We start from the raw sequence: 18,369 nt of genomic DNA on the forward strand, positions 1-18,369 counted from the left end.
ATGAAACCCATAGACAATTTTTATCTTCAACAACAAGAACCTTACAAAAGCACCTTCTTAGCTTTAAAAGAAATAATTCTGTCACTTGATCAGGATATTAGCGAAGAATGGAAATATGGCATGCCTTTCTTTTACTATGATCGAAAAATGTTTTGTTATTTATGGAAACATAAAAAATATGATCAACCTTATATTGGGATAGTTGAAGGAAAGCGATTAGATGACCCAATGTTAATTCAGGAAAAACGTGCAAGAATGAAGATTATGTTGATTGATCCTACCAAGGACATACCTTTTAAAAAGATAAACAACATTCTTACACAAGCGCTGAATCTTTATAAGACAGGGTAAACATTCTCATGGAGTAAAAGCAAAAAAGAACTCCCAATAGCTGATCCAACATTACATGTTTAAAAAAATCTCTGGTTTTGTATTTTGACTTAAAGAATTGATCTGGCTGGAAGGCAGATTTGTCATCGTTTATATAGGATCAGATATGTTCCGATGTTGAACCGAGCGTGGCAAGACTGATGCCATATATTAAATGATAGTTTAAAAAATATTCTACCCAATAGTAAAGGCCGCGAAATGTGCGGCCTTTACTTTGTTATTCGAATAGAGAATTTTACTTATTCAATTTCGCCTCCAAAACTTTCATCCAATAACCTCCCAACACGCTTCTTGCTTGGAAACCTTCTTTTTACCATTCGTTGTTTCGTGCCAGTCGCCAAGTGGCGCACGATCAGGAGTTTCTGTTGCGAATTTATAAATGGGTTCAATGAATGCTTTAAAATCTTTTAAATCGTTTGCCATTGTTGCCGTCCATACAATCCAGTCGCTTTTTGTATAGGTTTTTCGGCTATCTAATGGTAAGCCATATTTATTTTGTTTGTTAAGATAAAAATCGATTTCTTTTTCACTTACTGACGATGGAAAAATATTAAATTTCAAAACCTTATCCCATACTAAATTATATTTTTGACTCCAGGTCCCTTTCTTTTCAAAAGCTAATGTGTAATGATCGCCATCATCAGCAAGCTTCATCCACTCAGGCACCATCTTCACAGCAATGTTGTGATATTTTTCATACACATCATTTTTGCCCAACATTTTAGCCATTGATGCGTAACTTTCAATACCCATAATTGCTTTCATGGATAAGTTAGCATTGCGCGCCAAATGACCTGCAAAATCATCAGTACATAATTGGTTGGCAGGATCAAACCCTTCTTTCACCAGATAATCCGTCCAGGTTGTTAAAGTCTTCCAATGCTTTTCAGCATACTTTGCATTGCCCTCAACATGTGCAATTGCGGCAGCCAGTATCACCATATTACCGGATTCTTCTACCGGCATATCTTCTCCATAAACCTGAGCATTGGCCAAAGGATAAGTTCCCAGATCATGCGCTGCAAAAGGCTTCTTCCATTTTCCACTTTCGCTGTAATAGAAAATACCGTTCATCATTCCTTTTTCTAAGTCGGGATTATAAACGAGGAATAAAGGCGCTGATGGATAAGTAAGATCAACGGTATTGATACAGCCATTGCTAAAATTCTCTTTTGACAACCAAAGCAAGTCACCCTGCGGACTTTGTACTAATTTGTGTGCCGCAATCACCTGACGATACGCAATTTCACATAGTTTAGCATACGCTTCACCGCCAGCATTCAATGCATCGTTATAAATAGTTTCATCAACTTGTTTACATTGTTGCATTACGGAAGCATAACCGGTATTTGCTTTGTCTAACTGATCTTCAATATTTGAATTATTGTCTTTGTTCCACCATGGCCTAAGATTTTTTCCAAAATATTGAATGGACCATATATCATCATAACCTAATAAAATCCTGCTGCTGGCTTGTTTTGTTTTGCCAAGATTTACAATAGTTGCAAGCGAAAGTTGCTTACCAGTTACTTTGTTTATTGCCGGCGCCACACGCGCTTTCGCGAATGCAGTTAAAGCAACTGCTTCTGAATTAGCAATAAACTGTGATGCATTTGTGCTTTGAGGAACTGCGACATGTATGTATCCCCAATCAATGCGTAAATCATCTCCTTTTTTAGCAAGAACAGGTTGAGAAGTTGTTCCCGCTTTAAGAATTGACATTCCTTTAGCTGCGTACTTATTTGCGATAACTTCCTGAGCAGGTGTGTTAACTGCAAGATTAGATGAAGTGTTAAAAAGGATTTCAACATTGTGTGCTTTACCACTATTAGAATTTGCATCAAATGTGATGTATGATACTGGTCGCGCCAGCAGATCCAGATCTTTCAATATTAATGGCGAAGTAAACGTTACTTTTAAATCTACAGGCCCGCATGTAAAATCGTAAATTGTTTGTGTAGCTTTAAATTGAACGCCCTTCTGTAGTGCATTTGAAACTGAAGTCGGCATGACCCTTCGCTCCTTTGCTAGTCCAAAATCAAGATGACGGCCACCGGCAGTATTCCTGACATGAACCGCTAATATGTTCTTCCCTTTTTGTAAAACAGTCGAAGGGTTTTTTATCGGGATAAAAATATACTTATGTACCCAGCCATCTTTTTGATAAATCTCTTTACCATTTAGATAAACTGTTACATTGTCATCATGATTCAACTTCAGATAAACATCCTGGGTTTTATTATCAAGCATGGTGAACTCTCTTCTTACCCAAAGATCTTCTGACTTCCATTCCGTTTTAGCAAGGCTTTTATCATCGCCCAACGGGGCTATCCCACCCTTCCATTTACTGTCGTTGAAAGAAGTCTGATACCAATCATCTGAAGGTGCTGTTTCGGTGTACTTCACCCTATAAGATTTATCTTCTGAGGCGGGCAACAATACATCGTAGCTTTTAGACTCAGACCCTAAAAAGCGATAAATCTTTCCATCTACTTTTGCATAGCCTGTTAATGATTGATCAGTGCCGGTCCAATGTTTGGTAGGCGACTCATTAAGTGCATCTGTAAAAGACCAGATACTAAAATAGGGGTCATGCGTAATAAGCGGATACGCTGGAGCCTGTTGCTTTTGAGCATTCGTAGCTAGAAAAGAAAGCGTAAATAAAAAACTAATAAAGGGCTTAAAATAATTTCTGATCATTAAAAAAAAATTTACATTAAAAAGTTATTCTACAAGCTGGATTTATACTAGTGAATTTGAAAAAGGTAATGGGAGGCTGTTTATTTCGGATATCACATGGATTTCATACACAATCATTACTTCCTATAAAAAATGAAAATAGAATATTTTACAAAAAACAGGGGTCCATTTTGTTTCAAAATTTCATCGATTTGTTTCATTTTTTACAATCAGGTGCTTCCGGATTAATCATCATTACTTAATACTGATCACTATCAATCACCACCTGTTGGTCTTCTTCAGGTATTTGTGTATTTCTAACCCGTTCCAGCACCATTGCCCCGGTAAACCTGTAACGTAGCGGGAAGGATGGGTTAGTAATATCTTCATATTCATAATCCAGGTTCATGGTAGTAATAGTTCTTTGCAGGTAAGGCAGCACATCATCCATTTTCTTCTGAACAGTATAATTACCGTTATTTTGTTTAAACTTAATTACCGGATCTGATGCAGTTAATGTAATGCTGCTATCCGCATTAAATTGTGCAGAAATTTTATATTTCAAACGGTCATAAGCTTCTTCCTCAATAACGCCGGCATAAAAGAAAACTGTATTTTCGTTCACTACCCACACATTCCGATTAGGCGTTGTTAAAGCAGGCTCATTCCCTTCTGTTCTTTTTACCTGGCCGGGTACAGAGTATAATCCTGAATAATCATTAAAAGGTATGATTTGCATCAGCGATTTTTTATACCATCTTCTTGGAGAAACACTATATTTTGAGGTGGATATCAATTTCACAGGTAGTATATACTTGTAGTACATATCCATATTTTCCATTTTCAGATTCAGGTCAAAATAACCAGTATTAGAATTGCTTGGAATAGTAGTGCTGTTAGAACTGAAGGAATAGTTCGCTTCCGGCAATTGAATAAAATACAAGTCATCCCTGTTTCTGAAACGATCGAAATTCAAATTCGAAAGCGTGTCTGTATCCAGCTCTAACGTAACCTGTATTTCTTCTGTATTGTCAGTACTACCGCTTAAAACTACAGGAACCTTTAATGCTACGACACCTCCGGCTGACTTGTATCGGGCATATACCGGAACCACGCCGTTGTTTACAAAAGATACATCCTTTACATACAGCTCTTCTGCATTTTCTTTGTTACAAGCCATTCCCAAAAGGCTTAACATTATTATATATAAATATTTATATTTCATATCAAAAGCATATTGGTTTTAATAAGGCGTAGTCCATCCTGGGTTTTGAGTCAGTCTTACATTTCTTCTCAACTCCTCATGCGGAATGGGCCACAAATACATTTTTTTGACAAATATGGTAGGCAGGGATGCAATAATAACCGGTGTATGGAAAATCTCCCTTTGGTTTTCGGTCATATCCATATTGCAGCCCGTTACGGGAGTAGCCTCTTCTACCGGAGCATCTTTCCATCTTCTTAAATCAAAATAACGATGGTTCTCTCCCAACAATTCTATCTGGCGCTCTCTTTTAATAGATTTTCTTAAAAGATCTTTAGACGCATAAACAGTATTTTCATAATCAGGCACACCACCTCTTATGCGTATCTGGCTAATAGCTTTACTCATTTCGTTCACATCCCTGCTAACACTTATGCTTCCTGAACCATCGTAGGATGGTACATTATGTGCTCCTGTCAGTTCATTCAGCGCCTCTGCATAAATCAGCAACACTTCTGCATATCGTATAGCAGGTTCTGTTTTAGGAACGTTGTACGCCCCTTCCGGTGTGCTTCTAAAATCTGCATCAAGAGGATTTACGTATTTTTTGATACCAATTCCTGTTCTTATATAAAACTCAGGCGAAGCGGGCTGCTTGCCATCGCCGTTCCCCTGTAATAAAACACCTGCTTTACCCTGTCTTCACCTCTTGTCAAACTATTACGATACCATATACTTCCACTGTATGCTACAGAGGCGTAAAAGCGCGGTTCGCGATCGGCATACTGTAAAGAAACATTAGCTGGCAATGGTTTATGAGAAGTATTATCGGATGTAAATCCGGATACACGAGGATTGAGAGGTACAGTACCTCCATCGCTCATAGCATAAGCGTCTACCTGCTTTTGAGTAAGACCATAAGTATTCCACCCATTCAGCGAGTAAGGAGCCTGATGCATAGGTAAGATTTTTGTCAGCTGATCTCCAATTTCTGTTACACGTGAGAAAATAACTTCAGGATTACCCAGAAATTGTACACTGCCGTCAAACAATGCCCTGTAAGATTCCATAGGATCAATATCTTTCCAACCGTTAGGGAAGTTAGCATTTGAATATTGGGCATGGAAAGGTGGAACAACAGTAGCTGGATAACCAGGTCCCTGATCTTCGGCGTGATACGGGTAAGTGTACAATTTATAAATTCCTAATTCAATCACCTCCCTGGCAGCAGCAGCAGCTCTTGCCCATTTTTCTTCCTGATACTGCTGGCTTATAAGTTGTTTGCCTTTGTCATCAACCAGATCGGCCATTTCAGCATTGCCGTTATAAAAAGGACTGGCAGCATATATAAATACTTTTGCTCTTGCAGCCAAAGCTGCACCTTGTGTGGGGCGAGCCAGATTGCGTGAATCTCTCAATGATGCAGGCAAATCCCTTGCGGCCAGCGCCAGTTCGCTGGTAATAAAATCCACACATTCGTCATAAGTATTACGGGGTAGCGAAAGATCGGCGTAGCTTTCAGTATAATCCAACCCATGTTCCGGCACCAAAGGCACCGGACCATATTTTCTTATCAATAACCAATAGTAATATGCTCTTAAAAACCTGGCCTGTGCTTTACGGTCAACAATTTCATCCCGGGTCATCTCGCGGTTCTTATCTACATTATCAATAAATATAGATGCTTTTCGGATGCCTTGATAGCAGGAAGCCCAGGAATCCTGCCAATTAGCCTCGGTATAGATGCCATTCTTATAATCGCTATACTCATCATTAGGAAATCTTCCGTCCTTGATTCTATCTCCAAAAAACATATCATCTGACAAGAAATTTGTTAATACATCATTTTTATTGCCTACATCTGTATTAGAGCCACGTAAATGTGTGTACACATCTGCCAACCACTGTTCCGTATAATCGCGTTGCGCAAAAACACTATCTAAGTTTTGACGGTCTTTAAAAAATGCTCCATGTCCAGATACTTTTTGCAGGAGCTTGCAAACTGGAGCAGCAACAACAAAGTTATAATTCCCAAAATGCTTTTTTCATCCGTTTATTTTTTAAGTTGCAGCTTCGCTGCGATTATTTTTTGCCGGATGGAACGCTGATAATAATCCACTTGTGAAAATTTATGTAGCGTTTCATCTGAATATATTTTGTGTGAGGAAGAGCGAGCTGCGAACGATAAAATATAGCACGCCTTCACCCTTCCGTGTTTTTATAAAGCAATATTTAAACCCAAGGTTATTGTTTTGGAAGGAGGATACGCCTGCCCGTTGCCGCTGGCCAACTCCGGATCCCATATTTTCAGCTTATCCCAAACAAACAGGTTTTGCCCCACTAAATAAATACGCGCAACAGATAAGCGGAACTTTTGCAATGTGAGCTGCGGAAAAGAATAGCCCAATTCGAGTGTTTTTAAACGCAAGTACTGCCCGTCTCTCAACCAGTAAGTAGAAGATCTATAGTTATTAGCATTGCCGCCATAACTCAACCTGGGATATTTAGCATTGGGATTTTCTGTAGCAGGATCGCCGGATATATCGGCCGAAATCCAACGGCTGCCAGGCTCGGCTACTTCCGTTAAAATATTACCCCACGATCCGTTGGTAAAGGGGTAAACACTGGGGCCATTGATAAAATAAGAAGAACGACCTGCACCCTGAACGTGCACATTAAAGTCAACTCCTTTCCAGCGGGCCGACATACCTACTCCATATATCAGTGCCGGCCTGAAACTGGCTCCAATGGGTACAACATCATCATCATTGATCACACCATCGCCGTTTACATCTTTGTACTTAATATCGCCAGGCATATAGATGCCATAAGTTTGCTTTGGACTGTTTCTTATTTCCTCATAGTCTTTAAACAGGCCTTCTGCTATCAACCCTCTTAATTGATCAATTCTAAATCCTTCTTGTGAACGGTAAGGATAGAAATTGTATTGTTCATCTCGCTCTACTATTTGATTTTTATAATAGGTAATATTACCTCTGGCTGTAAAATCTACCGCTCCCAACATTTTCCTAAAGGTAAAGTTGCCATCAAAGCCACGATTAAGGGTTTTACCAACATTAGCGTAAGGACTACTGGTAATGCCCACCATAGATGGAAGATAAAAACGCTGTATAAAAATATCATCTCTGTTCTCCTCAAAAAGTCTATGTAAAAAGAGAACATATTCCTTAAGATATTTATCTCAAGGCCCAGATCTTTTTTACACCAGTCTCCCAGGTTAATTGGTCAGACCCTACCTGCGTGTACCCCAAAGCAGGGAAGGTATTAGGGTTAATTAAATCTCCAAAATTAAAGCTTCCATTAGCACCTATACTACTAAGATATGCAAAGCGCCTGCCTAGGTTATCATTGCCTACCCAACCATGTGAGTAGCGTATTTTAAGCAGGTCTAACCATGCAATTTTTTTGAACAAGTTTTCCTCTGACAAAACCCAGCCTGCAGAAACGGCCGGGAAAAAGCCGAACTGATTGCCCACTTTAAAATTTTCTGATCCGGTATATCCAAAATCAAAAGCTGCGAGGTATTTATTTTTAAATGCATAACCGGTATGGCCTGATATAGAAAGATTTCGATTAGGGATTCCATTGACAATGTCTCCACCTACATCTACAGAACTTCTCGATTCCCGACGAAATGTTCTTACTAATGCATCTACATTATGTCCAGAAAAATTGCGATTATATACTATTTCCCCGTTGAGTTCCAACACACGCGTTCCACTGGCTGCACTTTCCTGAAACAGTAATGCCTCGGTTGACTTTCGAATAAATATCAGGTTCCCATTCCTGTCCCGTCTTCTTTCCACGTTAAACTGCTCTGGCCATTTGCGCCTGAATATTTCGTTCCGGCTATCAGCATCAAAAGCCACCCGGCCCACAAGCCGCAAACCTTTCGTAATAAAATCGAGTCTTTGTTCGAGGTTAACGTTAGTGGCAATGCTATTTTGCCACCATTCTCTATACCCTGTTTGAGTACTTAGCACCCAAGGGTTGGTTTGGGCTCCGGTACCATAAGCAGGCACCAGGCCGTTAGAATATACGACCGGCGTGGCAGTAGGATTTGTACCTACCAGCGACTCCCAGATAAATTGTCCTAAACCGGGAGAATTCTTTTTTCAAGAAAGCCTGCCACACCTAAGCGAAGCAAAGTGGTCTTAGTAATATCAAAATCAAAATTGGTACGATAATTCCATCTTTCACGATTGGCGTTGGTTTTGTACTCGTTCAACGATTTATCACTTTCATACATACCTCCCTCATTATAATAAGCCGCAGAAACAAAGTATCTGGCGGTTGTACCTCCTCCCTTAAAATTGAGAGACGCATTTACATTATTAGTGGAAGGCTTCAACATCAGATCAATCCAATCTACATTGGGGTATAAATCAGGATCCAGGTTGTTATTAATAATTTCAAGTTCATTAGGGGTATATAAAGGTTGCAGATTGCGGGTAGTTAAGGCTTCGTTGACCAATTTGGCGTACTCATAACCACCTACGTATTCTGGTGTGCGGGTTCTGGTTACATATCCTACCTGCACTCTGCCATCAATTGCAATTTTCCCGGCTTTCCCGTTCTTTGTAGTAATTAATATAACGCCGTTAGCCCCTTTTGATCCATACAAAGCCGTAGCAGATGCATCTTTTAACACGGAGAATGATTCTATATCCTCAATATTGATCTCGTTAAATGGCCGTTCAAAGCCGTCTACCATTATTAAGGCTCCCTGATTGGCGCCAAAGGTAGACATCCCTCTTATCCAGAACTGTGAATTATTGAAGCCTGGTTCGCCAGAGGTTTGCATCGCAATAACGCCCGCTACATTGCCCGCCAAAGCATTGGTAATATTGGCACCCGGCACTCTTATGTCATCTATGTTAACAGTAGTTATCGCGCCTGTAGATGTAATTTTTTCTTGGCACCAATTGCAGTAATAATAACCTGATCCATAATGCTTGAATCTTCAGGCTGCATTACAACATTAACCAAGGATTTTTGCCCTACTTTAATCTCCTGAGTTTTATAACCCACATAAGAAAATAGCAGAATGCTATAGGCGTCCGTCTTGATTTGATAGTGTCCATCCTCGTTCGATGTAGTACCAAATCCTGCCTGATCTTTAATAGTTACACTTACCCCAACGAGCGGATTGCTAGTAGGATCGGTAATAATTCCCGTCACCTCCACTTCCTGCGCCAGCAGACTTCCTATCCAAAAAGTTAAAAGAAATAGAATTAATAATTTTCTCATTGCAGCTCATTTTATTCGGTTGTTATTACTCGGATGCGTCTATTTACCTGATCGGCTATGTAAAATGTTCCGATTTCTTTATCGTAAATAATCCCGACTGGACGATCAAATTGTGCATCTCTCAAAGCACCATCAGTATAGCCAGGTTGGTTGGGCCTTCCGGCAAAAGTGCTAACCACACCATCTGGTGTAATTTTTCGAATCACATGGTTAACCCTATCGCATACGTAAAAATTCTCGAACTCATCAAAAGCGCCCTGGTGAGGTTCATTGAACTTAGCATTAGTTCCTACCCCATCAAAATAGCCGCTTGAGCCTCGTTGCCCTACAAAATGCACCGGAGATTCTAAGGTTCTGGTTTGCCTGTTATAGTCAGCTCTTAAAATATAATGCCTATTTACAGCAACCAAATATGCAAAATCGCCGCTGGGTGCAAACTGTATATTAAACTCCCACTGATTATCTCCTACTCTATATAACTCTCTTAAAGTTTTGGCAGTACGATCCCATTGATATACCTGTCCATTGGCATAAGAGTTTATAAAGTAGTCACCGGTTTGAGGCTGCACATCGCCGCCGTTGCATTGCCTGCTGTATGTTAATGCATTCCAACGTGTGAAACCTGAGGCAGGTGTCAATACTGCAGTACTGATACCCCGGTCATCTCCCTGATCGTTGGTAACATACAAAGTATCCCAGGTGGGATTGAAAGCCAGCGTTCTCGGGCGCCCTAGTCCATTTCCGGTTCTAAAAAGTGTTTTTACATTTGTAAGTGCTGAATCAATAAATCTTAGTCCGCGATATTCCTCAAGCAGATAAATATTTTTATGCTGGTCGAAGCAAAGCCAGTACGGCTCTTCAAACTGGGCTATCTTTATGTCGCCGTCGACTATAGAAGATTCATTTCTTTCATTTTTAAACCCTGCTAATGTACTTACCGATGGCCTGAAAATATAATTAAAGGCTGTCGAAGATTTTATCTCTTTAGGATCGGAGCTATTACCTATCACAACTTTTACATCACCGGTTCCGGCTTTAGAAGGAACGAGCACATATAGAATGGAACCAGTTGATCCAATTAATGGCGCACGTTTATCATTTATATATACTTTAATTAAAGAAGTATCTGTGCCAAAATTGCTTCCATAAATCAACATTTGCGTGGTGACCCCTCCGCTATCTGGCGTAAAGCGATCGATTGTAACCGGCTTGGAAGGATCGAAGGGAACTCCCTGGTTAATAGACTTCTCATCCTTCTTACAGGAAAACACAATAAAAAGCATAAATAGAATACCCCATAAGTATTTTAACTGTGATAGTACAGCTTTCATATGTCTGTTGTTTTGATAGTCTGATGGAATCCGCTTTTGCTAATACTTACCCAAGTGAAGAGAACATAGCAATTGCTCGTTTCATATGACTGTTATGATAAAAAAATTCACAACTGTGTACATTCGCTGACATGATCAATACCATCTTCCTTTAAAATCTGTAGTTAATAAAGCATCGTTGTTTTAGCAGTTCTGATTCTCTTAAATGATAGTTTGGTATAATCAATTCAATCGTCAAGCAAACGACGTAAAAATAATTGCTTATAGCAAAAACGTTTTTCTATTTTGTTCCAAAAATTCATCAATTTGTACCATATTTATTTTTTACTTTACATTTTGGATGTTCAAACCGATTACCATAACATTAACTGCCTGCTTCATTTGCTATATATATAGCACCGCACAGCCGTTCTATTTCAGACATTACGAAGTAGAGAATGGGCTTTCTAATAATAGTGTAATAACAGCGGCTCAGGACAAATATGGGTTTATGTGGTTTGGCACTTCTGACGGCTTAAATAGGTTTGATGGAAATACCTTCAAAGTGTATCGCCAGGCTTTGGGCAAAAAAATACACTTCGGGGAAATTCGATCTATTGCTTGCATGAGGATTTTCACGGGAATTTTTGGGTGGGTACCGAAAAAGGTATTTTTCAGTATCAGCCGGCCTTTGATGATTTTACTCAACCAATCCCTGTTAATAATGCAACCGTTAGAAGTATCTGTAGTGATGAAGGATTACTATGGTTCATCCTTAGTGATGAGCTTTACTATTATGATATTGCCAAAAAAATCGTACGAAAGCAATTTATTCCAGGAATAAAAACGTATCAGTACTATCGAAAAATAAAGATGGTGGCATCTGGATCGGCACAACAGATGGCCGGGTCATTCAATTAAAAAATAACCGAGCCACTATTTATCCAATTTCAGAAGAAAATCAAAATACGATTCAATCAATACTGCATTATGACGATGATCAAGTTTTTATTGGTTCTTCAAAAGAAGGGCTTATAAGCTATAACATATCATCTAAGCAGCGAACTAACCTGATTAACAAAGCGAACGCACATAAAGAAGTTTTCGTAAGAAATATCCTGCAAGTAACTGATTCTATCTTTTATATTAATGCCGAAGACGGGCTTTATATTTATAATATTGCTACGCATAGTTTCAAGCATCTGGTAAAAGAAATCGGCAAACCCTTTTCTTTGTCGGATAATGCGCTTTATGCACTTTGTAAGGATCGTCAGGGCGGCATCTGGATTGGATCTTACTTTGGTGGCATTAATTACTTGCCGAAAACATCACTAAACTTTGAAAAATATTTCCCCACTCTACATGAAAATAGCCTAAGTGGAAATGCTATCAGAGAAATCACTCAAGACAAAAACGGCAATCTTTGGATAGGCTCCGAAGACGCAGGCTTAACTAAGTATGATCCGAAAAAAACATCTTTACTAAGTTTCGCCCCAATCATATCAATAACTTATCGAGTTCAAACATTCACGGCTTGCTGGCAGTTAACGATTATTTATTAGTAGGAACTTTTGAACATGGTTTGGATTTGCTAAACATTGCATCAGGCAAAGTGGTGAGAAATTTCAGAATGGGTAATGGTGGAAATGACCTAAGCAGCAATTTTATTAATAAAATATTTCACACATCCAATGGCGACATCATTATCTGCACAGCAAATAGTGTTTTTCGTTTCGATTTGCAACAACAACTTTTTTATCCGGAACGTAAATTACCAGAAAATGTCTTTTATTCAGCGATTACAGAAGACAGTAACGGTACTGTATGGATAGGAACTCACAACAAAGGTGTTTTTTATTTGAATAGAAAAGATGCCGGATCATTAAAATTGGGTGCGGATATTAATAAAAAAATCAGTAACACACGAATACTATACTTAATGGCAGAAGGTGCCGACAAACTTTGGGTATGTACTATTGACGGGCTTTATCTTATCAATTTTAAAGATCAAAATTTTAAATATTTTTCCGAAATAACAGGTTTACCCAGTAATATTGTGTACAGCATCATACAAGACGATTCTAAAAATTATTGGATACCCACTTCCCAGGGATTAGCTTATATGAAAAAAACTACGGGAAACATTACTGTTTTCAGGCAACATAATGGTTTGCTAAATAATCAATTCAATTACCAATCAGCTTTTAAAGATCAAAAAGGCAATATTTATCTGGGCAGCATCAAGGGACTTATTAAGTTCAATCCTTCATCTCTACATTCGAGTAGCTACATTCCACCACTTTATATAACCAGCCTTCAACATCCGGGTGTGAATCTTGAACGAAATAAAATTGGAAACATCCGTTCACTACTTACAATCCGTCATGTACGATTAAAACATGATCAGTCCACTTTTAATCTGGAGTTTACAGCGTTAAATTTTACAGATCCAATTGACATCGAGTATGCATATAAAATAAATAATAGTGAATGGTATCAAATTGGGAATACCAGAAAACTAACGTTTACCAATCTTTCCACAGGTAAATACACTATTACAGTAAGGTCTACAAATGGTACAGGAGCATGGATGCTCAATGAAAAAAGTATCGACATTACCATACTACCGCCATTTTGGAAATCCAGCATTGCATACCTCGCCTACGCGATAATCTCAGGTTTGATTCTATATTTATTCTTTAAGGCATTTAGCAAACGTCAAAAACAGAAACACCAATACAAAATGGACCTTTTCATGCTAAACAAAGAAAAGGAATTGTACCAGTCAAAAATGGAATTCTTTACCAATATTACCCATGAAATAAAAACGCCACTTACACTGATAAAAGTACCACTTGAAAAAATAAGCAACAACATACATGAATTGCCGCAGTTCGAAAAACATATTCAGATTATGAATAACAATGCCGATCGTTTATTTGACTTAACAAATCAACTATTGGATTTTAGAAAAATTGAAACCGAACACTATAAACTTTATTTATCAGAAACTGACATTGCAAATATAATCCGCGAAACCTGGGAACGCTTTCTCCCTGTTATGGAACAAAAAAGCATACAAGGCAAACTTATAATGCCTAACGAGCCTGTTATGATACTAGCTGATAAAGAAGCTATGGTTAAGGTAATAAGCAATCTAGTTAACAACGCAGTAAAATACTGCGAAAACAAAATTATTATTGAATTGAAAGAACTTTCGCTAAAGAACTCGCTATGCATTTCCATTAAAAATGATGGCACGCTTATTCCGCAGCAATTCAGGGAAATTATTTTTGATGCTTTTATAAGAATTGGAAATACAAAAACGTCAGGGACAGGCATTGGTCTTTCATTGGTCAAATCTCTTGTTGAGCTACATCGTGGCACTATTGTATACCATCCGGAAGAAAAATTTAATATTTTTGTATTAACCTTGCCAAAATCTTTGTGACCATCAGAATACAAAGAATAAACTATGAAAAAAGAAAAACGATATTAATTATCGATGATAATGACGACCTGCTTTTTATATTATCAGATAGTCTGAAAGATAATTATGAAACGATTTGCATTTCGGACAGCACTACTGTTTTTAAAACATTGCAGGAACATGATGTAGACTTAGTTATCAGTGATGTAATGATGCCTGAAATTGATGGTTTTAAAATATGTGAATTAATTAAATCAAATTTTGAGCTTAGCCACATTCCCGTATTGCTTCTAACTGCCAAAAATACATTGCAATCAAAAATAGAAGGCTTGGACGCCGGGGCTGATGTTTATATAGAAAAGCCGTTTTCAATGGATTTTTTGCTGGCGCAGATAAACAGTCTTTTGAAAAACAGGGAGAAAGTAAAAACTCATTTTGCACAGTCTCCAACGGCCCTTATTACAAGCATCGCTTACACAAAAACAGATGAAACCTTTTTGGCAGAGTTGGAAATGCATATTAATGATAATATCACCAATCCTAACCTTGATGTAGTGTTGTTAGCTAAATGCATGAACATGAGCAGGACGAATCTATACAGAAAAATAAATTCTATTTCAAGTCTTTCACCTGCTGAAATGATCAATATAACACGTTTAAAAAAAGCGATCGAATTATTGAGCAACAGATCGGTGCGCATCAACGAAGTGGCATATACTGTAGGTTATAATTCTTTAACCCAGCTTGGCCGCAATTTTCAAAAACACTTTAAAATGTCGCCTTCCGAATTTGTAAAAAAACAGATAGAATTTGCTAACCGGGCTTAGTCATTTCTGAAAACAGTATTATACATATAAAAAAGCATGAACGCAAAATACGTTCATGCTTTTACAATTTATATAATCAATTACTTTAAATTGAATCAGTCACCGCGGTAGAATCTTTAGCAGGTGCTTTATCAATCAGGTCCATAAACTGATCAAGTTTAGGCGTGATGATAATTTGTGTACGGCGATTCTTTGTTCTTCCTTCGTCAGTTGTATTGTCAGCTACTGGATTGTATTCGCCACGGCCACCAACAGTTAATCGCTTAGGATCTACTCCATAAGTGTTCTGTAATGCCTGAACAACAGATGAGGCGCGTAAAGAACTCAAATCCCAGTTATTGCGGATATTAGGGCGAGTAATAGGAACGTTATCTGTATTACCTTCAATCAACACATCATAATCCCTGTAATCAAGAATGATCTTCGCAATTTTACTCAACGTCTCTCCTGCCCTTTCTGATATTTCATAGCTACCGGATTTATATAGCATATTATCCGATAACGAAATATACACTACACCTTTTAATACTTTAATATCAACGTCTCTCAACTCATCTCTGCTTAAAGAACGTGTAAGATTATTAGTCAACACCAGGTTAAGTGAATCACTTTTATTTTTCTCAGCAACCAAATGCTGAATATATTTATTAGAGGCATTTATTTCATCAACCAGTTTAGATATGTTCACGTTTCCTTGAGTGTTTTGATTAATACTCATATCCAATGTACTTTGCAAAGTTGCAAGCGCTTTTTTAAGAGATGCGTTATTCGCTCTTTCCTGGGCCAATTGATCTTCCAAACTTTTCACTCTTGTTTGGCTGCTGGCAAGATCAACCTGAGCACTTTGATACCTGCTGTTCAAATTATTATAATCATTTTGCAGAGCAGCAAATTTCTTTTGCCCGACACAACCTGTTAAAATTAATCCACTTAAAATTGCTGCTAACGGCGCAACATACATACGTTTATTCATTCTGTTTGTTTTTTACTAGTCTGAATCGTCGATCATATCAACCAACAAACTTAATTTATTTGAAAGGATGACAAATTAAATGCCTAAGTTGCAATGCATCGATATTTAATTTAAATTAATTAAGATTTTATTTTATTTAACAGTTACATAAAATACTTATAATCAGTTGAAAAGAATCAATTTAGCATTTTGACCGATGGAATCTGGTGAGAAAAAATATTAATTGTAGGGCAAGGAATATCGGGTACTATGTTATCCTGGTTTTTAGCAGCCAACGATATTGATTTCACTGTAATTGATAATGGAAATATCAATACTCCATCACAAGCAGCTGCGGGTTTGATCAATCCTGTTACGGGACGCCGGGTTGTCACAGTTTGGCTCGACGATGTTATTATTCCTTTTGCAGAAAAGGTATATAATGAAATGGGCAGTTTTCTAAATATCAATGCACTCTCAAAAACCACAATAATCGATTTTTTCCCCAACCCTTTCATGCGGGAAAGCTTCTTAAAAAAATTAAGTCAACAGGCACTTTATATTAATCTTGTTGAAGACGCAAATTACATGTCATCCTATTTCAATTACGAATTTGGGACTGGCACCATTGATCCTGCGTACATTGTTCATCTTCAAAAATTGCTACCTGCCTGGAGAAATCATCTTTTATCAACAAATCAACTTATTAGTGACCCCTTTGATTTTTCAAGCCTAGTCGTTAAAGAAAATAAAATCGTTTATAAAGATATAAATGCAGACCAGATTATATTTTGCGATGGTGTTCAGGGCAATAACAATCCCTATTTTTCTTTGCTTCCTTTTGCATTAAACAAAGGTGAGGCTTTAATTATTGAAGCACCGGATTTACCGCCAGATTATATTTATAAAAAATCGATGACAATTGCTCCATTTGCAGAACCTGGAACATTCTGGACCGGAACCAATTATATATGGGACTTTGAAGATGATCTTCCAACACCAACATTCAGATCAACAACAGAGCAAACATTAAAAAGCTGGCTTAAAGTTCCATTCAAAGTGATTGACCATAAAGCGGCCGTGCGGCCCGCCACTATTGAACGCCGCCCATTTGTCGGCTTTCATCCTTTATACAAAAACGTAGGCATTTTAAATGGTATGGGTACCAAGGGATGCTCGTTAGCGCCATATTTTGCCCATCAACTTGTTGAAAACATCTTACACAAAACCCCGATTGAAAAAGATGCCGATATAGAACGTCATAGCCGGATCTTAGCCAGAACAGCTTTTTAAGCACCTTTCCATCGCCTCTTTTAGTGATACTGAATAAAACGGATATCCCGCCCATTTCGTTATTTTTAATATACTAAGACATTCCTCTAACCACGTTTTAGCCAATACTAAATTATAGACATTAATTCCATGGCAAAAAACACTTCAGCCCCTGCCGTTATTAAACTACATGGGCATAAACAAGAAACCAGATCAATCGAAAGCGCATTAACTGATGAATATTTTGTTTTGGAAGAAGCTTATGCGATAAGTACCACGCGGGCAGAAGGAGAAGAAAAGCTTGTTTCATTATCAGAAGAAGACTACGTACAATTAATTTTCGATGACGCTTCAACATGGTTTGGAAACAAAAATACATTGACAGAAATTTTCCCCCAGATCAATTTTAAAAACCGATCTGGAGAAGCGCCAGAACTTCCCATACTGGTTCAGCCAGATGATAATTCCCGCGGTGTAGCAAGCCAGGTAGTGCTTAAATTTTTTAGAAAATTTTCTAAGAAAGCAGTGAACGCCGGTATGGTCAAAATTGCTGAGACGATTCAAAAGAGATCGCTCGAAAACAGAAGTGGACTTTACAAAATTGATGAAAACTTTGAATTAGAAAAGTTCAAAACTATCAACGTCAACAGCCCTGTTCTATTATTCATACATGGCACTGCATCTTCTACCAAAGGTTCATTCGCTGAATTGAAGTCAGGAACTATCTGGCCAGAACTTCAAAAGACGTATAAAGATAATATTATCGCCTTTGAACATGAAACGCTTACAAAAAGCCCATTACTGAATGTTTTAGAGTTAATGCAACAACTTCCGAAAGATTGCAAGGTTGATATTATTTCTCATTCACGTGGCGGATTGGTGGGCGACCTGATTGTTCGTTTTGCTGAAAGCAATAAAGGCTTTTTAGATGCAAGTATTGATCTTCTTTCAGAAGAAAAAAGGAGCGACGACATCAGGCAAATCGAAGCCTTGCAAAAATTATCTGCAATAAAAAAATAAAAGTAAATCGATTT

At 38.0% G+C, this 18,369-nt stretch carries 17 protein-coding genes and 1 pseudogene; 8 read left to right on the top strand and 10 right to left on the bottom strand.

The window, feature by feature from the left end; genetic code table 11:
- Positions 1 to 351, top strand: a complete 351-nt coding sequence (locus MKP09_RS14655) for a DUF1801 domain-containing protein (RefSeq protein ID WP_240830738.1) — start codon at positions 1 to 3, stop codon at positions 349 to 351.
- Between the two features lie 303 nt (positions 352 to 654).
- Here the strand turns inward: MKP09_RS14655 and MKP09_RS14660 are convergent, their stop codons facing one another.
- The 9 genes from MKP09_RS14660 to MKP09_RS14700 form a co-directional block, all read right to left on the bottom strand.
- Positions 655 to 3,090 (bottom strand): glutaminase family protein, encoded by a 2,436-nt coding sequence (locus MKP09_RS14660; protein WP_240830739.1) that lies wholly within the window; start codon positions 3,088 to 3,090, stop codon positions 655 to 657.
- A 238-nt stretch (positions 3,091 to 3,328) separates the two neighbouring features.
- A complete protein-coding gene (locus MKP09_RS14665) occupies positions 3,329 to 4,267 on the bottom strand; it encodes a DUF4973 domain-containing protein (protein ID WP_240830740.1) in 939 nt (312 codons plus the stop codon).
- Positions 4,268 to 4,312: 45 nt separating this feature from the next.
- Complete coding sequence (locus tag MKP09_RS14670) at positions 4,313 to 4,903, bottom strand: RagB/SusD family nutrient uptake outer membrane protein (protein ID WP_317235378.1); 591 nt, start codon at positions 4,901 to 4,903, stop codon at positions 4,313 to 4,315.
- The gene (locus tag MKP09_RS14675; protein ID WP_240831498.1) at positions 4,900 to 6,165 is read right to left on the bottom strand and encodes a RagB/SusD family nutrient uptake outer membrane protein; all 1,266 of its coding nucleotides are present in this window, start codon (positions 6,163 to 6,165) and stop codon (positions 4,900 to 4,902) included. The genes MKP09_RS14670 and MKP09_RS14675 overlap by 4 nt, the downstream gene beginning before the upstream one ends.
- Positions 6,166 to 6,491: 326 nt before the next feature.
- A complete protein-coding gene (locus tag MKP09_RS14680; protein ID WP_240830741.1) occupies positions 6,492 to 7,382 on the bottom strand; it encodes a SusC/RagA family TonB-linked outer membrane protein in 891 nt (296 codons plus the stop codon).
- An 88-nt stretch (positions 7,383 to 7,470) separates the two neighbouring features.
- Positions 7,471 to 8,316, bottom strand: a complete 846-nt coding sequence (locus MKP09_RS14685; RefSeq protein ID WP_240830742.1) for a SusC/RagA family TonB-linked outer membrane protein — start codon at positions 8,314 to 8,316, stop codon at positions 7,471 to 7,473.
- A 71-nt stretch (positions 8,317 to 8,387) separates the two neighbouring features.
- Positions 8,388 to 9,155 carry a TonB-dependent receptor plug domain-containing protein gene (locus MKP09_RS14690; protein ID WP_240830743.1) on the bottom strand — a complete coding sequence of 256 codons (768 nt, stop codon included), beginning with the start codon at positions 9,153 to 9,155 and terminating at the stop codon, positions 8,388 to 8,390.
- A 26-nt stretch (positions 9,156 to 9,181) separates the two neighbouring features.
- Positions 9,182 to 9,544, bottom strand: coding sequence for a carboxypeptidase-like regulatory domain-containing protein (locus MKP09_RS14695; protein WP_240830744.1), 363 nt, complete (start codon positions 9,542 to 9,544; stop codon positions 9,182 to 9,184).
- A gap of 11 nt (positions 9,545 to 9,555) precedes the next feature.
- The gene (locus tag MKP09_RS14700) at positions 9,556 to 10,875 is read right to left on the bottom strand and encodes an IPT/TIG domain-containing protein (protein WP_240830745.1); all 1,320 of its coding nucleotides are present in this window, start codon (positions 10,873 to 10,875) and stop codon (positions 9,556 to 9,558) included.
- Positions 10,876 to 11,215: 340 nt separating this feature from the next.
- On the opposite strand from MKP09_RS14700, the pseudogene MKP09_RS28210 reads away from it, so the two are divergent.
- From MKP09_RS28210 to MKP09_RS27435, 5 genes and pseudogenes are all read left to right on the top strand, one after another.
- Positions 11,216 to 11,377: pseudogene (locus MKP09_RS28210) on the top strand (two-component regulator propeller domain-containing protein); the annotation flags it as partial.
- A 98-nt stretch (positions 11,378 to 11,475) separates the two neighbouring features.
- On the top strand, positions 11,476 to 11,775 hold the full coding sequence (locus MKP09_RS28215) for a hypothetical protein (protein ID WP_394801089.1): 300 nt from the start codon (positions 11,476 to 11,478) through the stop codon (positions 11,773 to 11,775).
- 311 nt (positions 11,776 to 12,086) lie between these two features.
- Positions 12,087 to 12,416, top strand: a complete 330-nt coding sequence (locus MKP09_RS14710) for a two-component regulator propeller domain-containing protein (RefSeq protein ID WP_240830747.1) — start codon at positions 12,087 to 12,089, stop codon at positions 12,414 to 12,416.
- Positions 12,389 to 14,305: a sensor histidine kinase gene (locus tag MKP09_RS14715; protein WP_240830748.1), complete on the top strand. Its 1,917-nt coding sequence runs from the start codon at positions 12,389 to 12,391 to the stop codon at positions 14,303 to 14,305. The genes MKP09_RS14710 and MKP09_RS14715 overlap by 28 nt, the downstream gene beginning before the upstream one ends.
- Positions 14,302 to 15,111, top strand: coding sequence for a response regulator transcription factor (locus MKP09_RS27435; RefSeq protein ID WP_240830749.1), 810 nt, complete (start codon positions 14,302 to 14,304; stop codon positions 15,109 to 15,111). Before MKP09_RS14715 ends, MKP09_RS27435 begins: the two co-directional genes overlap by 4 nt.
- Positions 15,112 to 15,196: 85 nt before the next feature.
- Here MKP09_RS27435 and MKP09_RS14725 read toward each other — a convergent pair whose 3' ends face one another.
- Positions 15,197 to 16,084 (bottom strand): OmpA/MotB family protein, encoded by an 888-nt coding sequence (locus tag MKP09_RS14725; RefSeq protein WP_240830750.1) that lies wholly within the window; start codon positions 16,082 to 16,084, stop codon positions 15,197 to 15,199.
- Positions 16,085 to 16,306: 222 nt separating this feature from the next.
- Between MKP09_RS14725 and MKP09_RS14730 the strand changes: the two genes are divergently transcribed.
- Both MKP09_RS14730 and MKP09_RS14735 read left to right on the top strand, forming a co-directional pair.
- Entirely contained in the window at positions 16,307 to 17,356 is a 1,050-nt protein-coding gene (locus tag MKP09_RS14730) for an NAD(P)/FAD-dependent oxidoreductase (protein ID WP_317235379.1), read from the top strand.
- A 129-nt stretch (positions 17,357 to 17,485) separates the two neighbouring features.
- Positions 17,486 to 18,355 (top strand): DUF7379 domain-containing protein, encoded by an 870-nt coding sequence (locus tag MKP09_RS14735; RefSeq protein ID WP_240830752.1) that lies wholly within the window; start codon positions 17,486 to 17,488, stop codon positions 18,353 to 18,355.
- The last annotated feature ends 14 nt before the right edge of the window (positions 18,356 to 18,369 follow it).

It is taken from the genome of Paraniabella ginsengisoli (assembly GCF_022513635.1).
Taxonomy (GTDB): Bacteria; Bacteroidota; Bacteroidia; order Chitinophagales; family Chitinophagaceae; genus Niabella; species Niabella ginsengisoli.